The following is a 6,386-nucleotide window of genomic DNA, read 5'->3' as shown; positions in this document are numbered from 1 at the left end:
GTGGGCAACGTGGCGATCGTCAAGACGCTCACCGGCGAGAACGGCACACTCACCGGCATTGCCGAGCCAGGCGAGCAGTTGACCTACACGATCACGCTGAGCAACAGCGGCGGCGTTGCCGTGACCGGTTACGGCGTGAGCGACCCGCTCGATGCCAACGTCAGCTTCGTCAGTGCCGACAACGGCGGCACGTACGGCGCGGGCGTGGTGACGTGGAGCGGTCTGACCGTGCCTGCGGGCGGAACGCTGAGCCTGCAGGTGGTGGTGCAGGTGGCCAGTCCGATTCCGGCCGGGGTGGCCCAGGTGATCAACCTCGCCTACCAGACCGGCACCACGCCGCCGGCGTGTCCGCCTGCGGGCCCGCAGTGCGTGATCACGCCGACTGCCGCCAACCTGTCGGTGACCAAGGCGGTGTCGGATGAAAGCATCACTGCCGACGGCATTGCCGAGCCGGGCGAACTGCTGACCTACACGATCACGGTACGCAACGAGGGTGGCACCGCCGCGCTCGGCACGCTCATCAACGAAACCGTGCCGGCCAACACGACCTACGTCGCCGGTTCGCCGAACATCTGGACCTGCGCCAATGGTGCGGCGGCGGGTACCGCTTGCGACACGCTGGTCGACGTGCCGGCGCAGAGTGGCGTCAACCCGGGCCTGGTCACAGTGACGTTCACGGTGCGCGTCGATGATCCGTTGCCGAGCGGCGTCACCAGCATCCGCAACGCGGTGGTGCTCAACGACGGTACGCCGCCAGACTGCGTGGCCTTGCCCACGGCACCCGGTTGCGCGGTGGTGCCGACGGCGAACATGCGCCTGACCAAGACGGTGGCCTCGCTGGTGCCGACCGGCCCGGCGACCTACACCGTGACCTACCAGATCGATGTGGTGAACCTTGGCGGTGCAGCGGTGAGCTACACGCTGACCGACACGCTGGGCTTCCCCAATGCCGGACTGGTGTTCATGGGCAATGCAGTGGCGGCGACCGCTACCGGCACGCTCAATCCGGGCCTGCCGGGCGGCAGCTTCACGCCGGTCAACGGCACGATCGTGCAGATCTCGGCCAATGGCGTGAGCCTGCCGGTTGGTGCCACGCACAGCTATACCGTGGCGGTTCCGGTCGGCGTGCAGCCGGCGGCGCTCGTCGATGGCGCCTGTACTGGCGCTGCCGGTCATGGCCTGTACAACGAGACCTCGGTCAGCGGCACGTTCAGTCTCGACAGCGCCGCCTGTGCGCCGATCGGCGCCGATGTGCCGCTGATCCGCCTGGTCAAGACCGTCACCCTGGGTCAGGACTTCAATGGCAACCACTACGGTGATGTCGGCGACGTGCTGTGGTACGACTTCACGATCAGCAATCCGGGCAGCCTGCCGCTCAGCACCGTGCAGTTGTTCGATCCGCGCCTGGCCAGCCTGCACTGCAGCCCGACCACGGTGGGTGGTCAGCCGTTCCGCGTGATTCCCGGTGACGAACTGTTCCACGACGGATTCAATCCGCTGGCCGGTGGTACGCTCCAGCCGGGTGATGCGGTGACCTGCTCGGGTACCTACGTGCTGACCGCGGCGGACGTGGCCTTGCGGCGTGTGGTCAACACGGCCACCACCACTGGCAACGCGCCGGGTGGGCAGGCGGTATCGTCGGTATCGACCGCGATCTTCACCCAGTTCCGCTGAGGACAAGGACATGATGAGCAGCAATCAGCACAGGCATCAGCTTCGCGCCCTGGGATTGGCGGCGGCCTTGGCCGCCACCGGCCTCGCATTGCCGGCGACCGCCGGCACCTTGCGCATCGCGGCCAGTTCCGCCGCTGGCGCGGCGCCAGTGAACGCAGCCGCAGGCGAGCATGCGTTCACGATCGACAACGTGGGCTCGGGTGCACTCAGCGCGGTGCGGATCGTGTCCGATCCGGCGCATGCGGTGAGCTGCGCGGGGGCCACCCAGCGTGGCGCGGCGTTCCCGGCCGCGGCAACGCTGGCGGCCGGTGACAGCGTGCGTTGCGTGACGCGCCCGGTCACCCAGGCGCGGCGGCGCAATGCAAGCATCGCCGTCGTCGCGAACGATGGCAGTGGCCATGCCGTCGCCCGCTCGTTTTCGTTCATGCAGCCGGCGGCGATCACGCCTGCACAGGGCATCGCGGTGCTGGCCGCCGGCGGCATCTTCAATGACGCCAACAGCAACGGTGTGCTCGAGGCCGGCGAGACGATCAGCTACCACTACAGCGTGCTCAACCTCGGCACCTTGGCCCTGTCGGGCCTGGCCGTCACCGACATCGACGGGGCGGTGAGCTGCCCGCAGACCACGCTCGCGGTCAATGCCTCGATGGTCTGCACGCAGCTGCATACGATCACCGCGGCCGAGCAGGCCGCGACGATGGTGTTCAACACGGTCGACCTTGCCGGCAGCGCAAGCAATGGCGATCCGGTCGGCGCGGGCGATTTCGTGGTCACCCAGAACCTGGGCGGCAACGCCGGCATCCGCGTGTTCAAGAGCCCGCTGCTGTTCGACGATGTCGACGCCAGCGGCTACGCGAGCGCCGGCGACATCGTCGAGTACACGTTCGTGGTGAAGAATGACAACGCACAGGCGTTGGCGACGGTCGATCTGGCCGAGGATGATCCCAGCCACATCGATGGCGCGATCGTCTGCGATGCCACCACGCTCGGCGGCCAGCCGTTCGCGGGTCTCGGCAGCGGCGCGCTGCAATCCAACGACATCGTGCTGTGCTCGGCGCAGCATACGATCACCGCCGCCGAAGCTGGCGCCGGGGTTGCCACCAATCTCGTCGAGGCGGGCGGCCAGCCCGGCATCGGCGCACGGGTCTATGGCACCGGCGCGTCGGCCGTGCTGATCCCGACGGCGGCCGACGTTGCCGTGAGCAAGGCGCTCACGGGCGAAAGTGGCAGTGTGCCGGGCGTGGCCGAGCCGGGCGAGACGCTGACCTACACGATCACGCTCAGCAACAGCGGCGCCGCCAATGCGTTCAACGTCGGCGTGGTCGACCCGCTCGATCCCAACGTGATCTTCGTGGCGGCCAGCAACGGCGGCACCCTGTCGGGCAATACCGTGACCTGGGCCGGCCTGACCGTGCCGGGCAACGGCACGCTCGCCCTTACGGTCACGGTCAGCGTGGTCGACCCGATCCCGCTGGGCACCACCCAGGTGCTCAATCTCGGCTACGTGGCCGGCACCACGCCGCCCGACTGCGCCGCCAATCCGCTGCCGCCAGCCTGTGCGATCACGCCGACGCAGCCGCCACCGCGCCTGCAGGTGACCAAGACCGCGTCGGCGACGTCGGTGGACCCCGGCGACACGCTGACCTACACGGTCACGGTAACCAACGTCGGCAGCGTGGTGGCGCACAACGTCGTGATCAGCGACCCGATTCCGGCGGGCATCGCCAGCTTCGCGTGGACCTGCGCGGGCAGCGCTGGTGCGGCCTGTGCCAACGCCAGCGGCAGCGGCGCGATCAATGAAACGATCGCCAGCTTCCCGGCCGGCGGCCAGCTCGTGTTCACGGTCGTGGCGCAGCTCACCAGTACGGCAGCAGGCAACGTGTTCAACACCGTCTCGGTCACACCAGACCAGATCACGGTGTGCATGCCGGGTGCGACGCCTGGTCCGTGCGACGCCACGGTCATCGTGGCGATCCGCGGCGTGGTGGGCAAGGTGCCGGCCACCGACGCCTGGGCCTTGCTCGTGCTGCTGCTCGCGCTGGTCATGGTCGCCTGGCGCCAGCACGGTCGCGTGCCGCGCTGAGATCGGCTGCGAACCGCCGGCGCCTGACCCGAACGGTGTCAGGCGCTGGTGGCAGCCGGCCATCACCGATGGCGCCGCCGGCCGCCGGCAGCGCGTGTCTTCACGCGTTGCGCATGGCCAGCAACTGGCGCAGTTCCTGTTTGCCTGCAGCGTCGAGTTGGCCCGCGCCATGGCTGGCCTGCAGTTCGTCGATGCGCTGCTGCCGCGTCTGGCGTTCGAGCTGGCCGATCGCGTCGATGAACTCGACGCGGGCGCCGGCGCTGTCGCCTGGAAACTCGGTCACGGCGAGCTTGTGCAGTGCGGTCGCCTCGTCGCGACCCGCGAAGTGCTCGAGCAGGGCGCCCGTCGTGAGGTCGGGGCGCTCACGCGCCAGCTCGAGCAGCTCGAGCAGCAGTTCGATGCCGGCCAGGCGCAGCGTGGCGAAGCTCCACGGCGGCTCGATGGCCAGCGCCAGTTCGGGCTGCTGCACGAGCAGGGTGATGACCGCGCGCACCAGCGAGCGCGGCGGCGGTCGGCCGCGGCGCTGATCGGCCGGGCGCGGCGCAGCCGATGCCGCGGCGTTGATGCGCACGCCGCCCATGCGTTCGAGTTCGTCGAACATGAGATCGCGGAACGCGCCGTCGGGAATCTGCGTGAGCAATGGGCGCGCGCGCTCGACCAGGCGCGCCTTGCCGTCGAGGCTGCCGAGATCGACTTCGCGCCCGAGCTCGGCGAACAGGAACCGGCTCAGCGGAGTGGCGTCCTTGAGACGCTGTTCGAAACCGGCCAGCCCTTCCTTGCGGATCAGCGAATCGGGGTCCTCACCGTCGGGCAGGAACAGGAACAGCGCCTGACGCCCGTCGCGCAGGCGCGGCAGCACCGACTCGAGCGCGCGCCACGCCGCCTGGCGGCCGGCACGATCGCCATCGAAGCAGAAATAGACGTCGCTGCACTGGCGGAACAGCAGTTCGGCGTGATCGCCGGTGGTGGCGGTACCGAGTGTGGCCACCGCCTGGGTCAGGCCCGCTTGATGCAGGGCGATGACGTCCATGTAACCTTCCACCACGATCAGGCGCGTCACCTTGGCGTGCGTCTCGCGCACCTGCCACAGGCCGAACAGCTCGCGGCCCTTGTGGAACAGCGGCGTTTCCGGTGAATTGAGGTATTTGGGGCCGTCGGACTTCGGCGCCCGCGCGGCGTCGGGCGCGGCCGCTGCGCCCACAGGCACGGTGCCGTCGCCGCGGGTGGCCGCGTGATCGGTGTCGGCGACCTCGCCGTCGGCCGTCGACTTGGTCTTGGGCAGGGTCAGGATGCGACCGCCGAATGCGATCGGCCGACCGCGCCGGTCGAGGATCGGGAACATGACGCGGTCGCGGAAGCGGTCGTAGCGCCTGCCGCGCTCGCCGCTGGTCAGCAGGCCCGCCTTCTCCAGCAATGCGAGCCGCTGCGCACTGGTGCCGAGCGCGCTGCCGAGGCCGTCCCAGGCCTGCGGTGCATAGCCGAGGCGGAAGCGCGCGATGATCGACTCGTCGAGGCCGCGCGCGGCGAAGTAGTCGCGGGCCGGCCCGTTCGCGGCAAGCTGGCGCCGGTAGTACGCAGTGGCGGCTTCGAGCAGTTCGTAGAGGTCGGTCGCGTCCTCGCGCGGCGCCGCGCGGCCACCTTCGTAGGGCACTTTCATGCCGGCGCGCCGGGCCAGCTCCTCGACCGCATCGGGAAACTCGAGGCGGTCGTAGTTCATGAGGAAACCGATCGCGCTGCCGTGCGCGCCACAACCGAAGCAATGGTAGAACTGCTTGTTGGGGCTCACCGTGAATGAGGGCGTGCGTTCGTCGTGGAACGGGCAGCAGGCCGACCAGTCGCGGCCGGCCTTCTTCATCGGCACGCGCTCGCCGATCACGTCGACGATATCGACGCGGGCGAGCAGGTCATCGATGAAGCGGGCAGGGATGCGGCCGGACATGAGGCTTAGCATGCCATGCGCCGACGGTGCGGCGCCGACCGTGTATGCGGCAACGCGCGCCGCGGTGGCCGATCCGGTGCTGCCGCGCGCGGCGGCGTGCCGGCGCTCAGCCGAGCTTGGCCTTGACCAGCGCCGACACCTTGCCCATGTCGGCACGGCCGGCCACTTGCGGCTTGACCAGCGCCACCACCTTGCCCATGTCCTTGGCGCTGGTGGCACCGCTGTCGGCGATCGCCCGAGTCACGATGGCCTCGATCTCGGCCTCGCCGAGCTGGGCCGGCAGGTAGCCTTCGATCACGCCCATCTCGAAGCGCTCGATCGCGGCCAGGTCCTCGCGGCCCGCGCTTTCGTACTGCGCGAGCGAGTCCTTGCGCTGCTTCATCATTTTCTCGAGCACGGTCAGCACCTGGGCGTCATCGAGCGTGATGCGCTCATCGACCTCGCGCTGCTTGATCGCGGCATTGACGAGGCGGATCGCCGCCAGGCGCTGCTTGTCGCCGCCCTTCATGGCGGCCTTCATGTCGTCGCTGAGTCGGAGCTTGAGGGTCATGGCTGGGCCTTGGAATGCTGGGGGGAACGGCGCTGCGGCCGCCGCGGCGACCTGCACAGCACAGGGTGGCGCGATCTGCCAACGCAAAAAGCCGGCTGCGCTTGCGCGCGGCCGGCTCTTGGCGATCCGTGGAGCGACAC

At 69.3% G+C, this 6,386-nt stretch carries 4 protein-coding genes; 2 read left to right on the top strand and 2 right to left on the bottom strand.

Annotated elements, in window-relative coordinates; translation table 11 throughout:
• Positions 1–1,674 (top strand): hypothetical protein (locus KF903_RS07180; RefSeq protein WP_291213049.1); only part of this gene is annotated, 1,674 nt, incomplete at its 5' end.
• A 13-nt stretch (positions 1,675–1,687) separates the two neighbouring features.
• Positions 1,688–3,757, top strand: a complete 2,070-nt coding sequence (locus KF903_RS07175; protein ID WP_291213047.1) for a DUF11 domain-containing protein — start codon at positions 1,688–1,690, stop codon at positions 3,755–3,757.
• 100 nt (positions 3,758–3,857) lie between these two features.
• Here the strand turns inward: KF903_RS07175 and KF903_RS07170 are convergent, their stop codons facing one another.
• A complete protein-coding gene (locus KF903_RS07170; protein WP_291213045.1) occupies positions 3,858–5,696 on the bottom strand; it encodes a DNA primase in 1,839 nt (612 codons plus the stop codon).
• A gap of 106 nt (positions 5,697–5,802) precedes the next feature.
• Positions 5,803–6,246, bottom strand: coding sequence for a GatB/YqeY domain-containing protein (locus KF903_RS07165; protein WP_291213043.1), 444 nt, complete (start codon positions 6,244–6,246; stop codon positions 5,803–5,805).
• Between the last annotated feature and the right edge of the window lie 140 nt (positions 6,247–6,386).

Origin of the sequence: Dokdonella sp. (assembly GCF_019634845.1) — a bacterium.
Classification (GTDB): domain Bacteria; phylum Pseudomonadota; class Gammaproteobacteria; order Xanthomonadales; family Rhodanobacteraceae; genus Dokdonella_A.
The sequence above is the reverse complement of the archived record's forward strand: the minus strand, read 5'-3'. Positions and strand labels throughout refer to the sequence as shown.